The sequence below is a fragment of the Pseudoalteromonas sp. SR45-5 genome, from assembly GCF_014163565.1.
Lineage (GTDB): Bacteria > Pseudomonadota > Gammaproteobacteria > Enterobacterales > Alteromonadaceae > Pseudoalteromonas > Pseudoalteromonas distincta.
Map to the genome: position 1 here is coordinate 1 of NZ_JACJDN010000667.1, position 2091 is coordinate 2091.

Below are 2091 nucleotides of genomic sequence, written 5' to 3' on the forward strand. Positions count from 1 at the left end.
GTCGGCCCCTTCATTATAAATATCATTAACAACGCCAACTACTTTATGTTTTACTTTTCCAGTATCAAACTGGGCTAATAAATAAGCTTGGCTTAGTTCTGTGCCTGCAAAGTATTGATCCCATAAAGCGCTGTTAACGACAATGTTTTGGTACTGTTGCCATTGCACACTTTGCCCAGAAATAAGCTTAGCGCCAATAGTTTTAAAGTAATGCGGGCTCACTCTATGGCTTGCGGTACTGGCGCTTTTAACCGAACTGATAGCTTGTCCGGTAACGGTGTACCATGCACTAAACCCACTGCGATCTGATAGTGGCGGGGCAGAGCTAAGTGATACTTCTTCAATAATGGGCAGTGAATTTAATTGCTGAATTAATTGTTGAGCAGAGTTATTTGCATTAAAGGCCTCGCTAGGTGATTGTGGAAAACTAAAGCTGGCAATTAGAATATTATCTGCATTAAAACCCATACTTTTATTATTTAAATTAATCTGGCTGTAAATAACCAAACTACTAATGTAAACACTTGTAATAGCAAGGCTAGTAAGTAACGAAAGCAATGAGAACACTTGTACTTTTTCGCTTGTTGTTGCACTTTGGCCGCGTCCAATACTGCTGTGTACCCACCTTCGCTGAAAATAACTAAGCGCCGATAAAAAAGTAATAATAACTATGTAAAATACCGCCAGCGTAAATAATGAAAAAGAGCTGCTTAGCTTATTCAGGCTTGGTAATAAAATTGCGCTAATGCGGTCGCTCAGTGGATACAAAACGCACATTACAATAATAAGTAGTAGGCTTGTGAGTGCAATATCAATAATTTGCTGCACAAAAATGTGTGTGTTATTGGCTCCACATAGTTTGCGTATAGTTTCTTCTTGTTGCTTTTTAATTGACTCTGCACAGTAAAATGCACAAAAGGCAATAAAGCTAAATGAGAGTAAAATATAATAAAGTAACTGCAATAAGTTTAGGCGCTTTATTATTTTATTAAAGTGAGTAGGGCTAACGCCAATACCATCACTAAACTTAAGTTCGGTGTTATCAAATATAAACATTTCGTTTTGTAAGTGCTTATTTAGCAAGCTTAAAAAGAGTGTTTTATTTTTAACGTTTCCTAAAATATACGTAAATGTATCTGGGGTCAGGCTACTTTCTTGAGGCAAAATGCGCTTGAGTTGCGAGTAAGAAATAAGGAGTTTAGGTTCATAGGCACGTTTAAAGCTTTTAAACTCTTTTGGCATTACAGCAACAATGTTTATGCTCTTATTATTAACAGCAAGCTGTTTGCCAATAATATCAGTGACACCTTTAAAATGAGTATGCCAAAACGAATAGCTAATGGCGGCACTTAGTGCGCTGCCTTGTTTTGGGAAATCTAGCTTCTCAAAGCTGCCTAAAGCAGGAATGATACCTAATTGTTTATAACCCCCCGATATAAAGCTTACCTTAACAGGCTCGCTATCATGATTAACCGAAAGCTTTAATGATAAATCAATAGAGCGTTCAAAAACGCCGACTAAATCTTGGTGCAATAAGGTTATTTCATCAAAAATGTACTCATCAACGGGTAAGTCATTTTGAGTGTCACTTAAGTAAACTTGTTTAATGTTGTGGATGTTATTTATTGCCGTGTGATCGGCTGATAAAAACTGACTATGAATATTATTTATATTTAAAATTAAACACAAAGGAATACTCAGCAACAAACAGCTAAGCCATAATTTAGTATTTTGCTTAGCATATTTTAGCCAGTTTAAGGTCAGATCAGTAATTAAGTTCAGCATCAAAAACCTTGCGCACTAAGCTGTCCGTCTTGAATATACAAACGCGTTTTTGCTGTTTTAGCATGGTTTTCATCATGTGTTATTAAGCAAATTGTTTTGCCATCGTCGTTTAGCTTATTGAGTAACTGATATATTTGTTCGCTATTACTCGAATCTAAATTACCCGTTGGCTCATCGGCTAAAATAATAGAAGGCTCATTTATTAATGCTCTAGCAATAGCAACTCTTTGTTGTTGCCCGCCTGACAATTGGCTTGGCTTTCTATCAATAAACTCCAGCATATTTACTTTATTAAGCGCAGCTTCT

2 protein-coding genes are annotated in these 2091 nt (G+C 36.3%); both read right to left on the bottom strand.

Features of this window, described 5'->3' with window-relative positions:
* The coding region (locus H5072_RS17775) for a hypothetical protein (RefSeq protein ID WP_182694309.1) at window positions 1-1785 on the bottom strand (1785 nt) is incomplete at its 3' end.
* Window positions 1785-2091 (bottom strand): ATP-binding cassette domain-containing protein (locus tag H5072_RS17780; protein WP_182694310.1); only part of this gene is annotated, 307 nt, incomplete at its 5' end. The genes H5072_RS17775 and H5072_RS17780, both read right to left, overlap by 1 nt.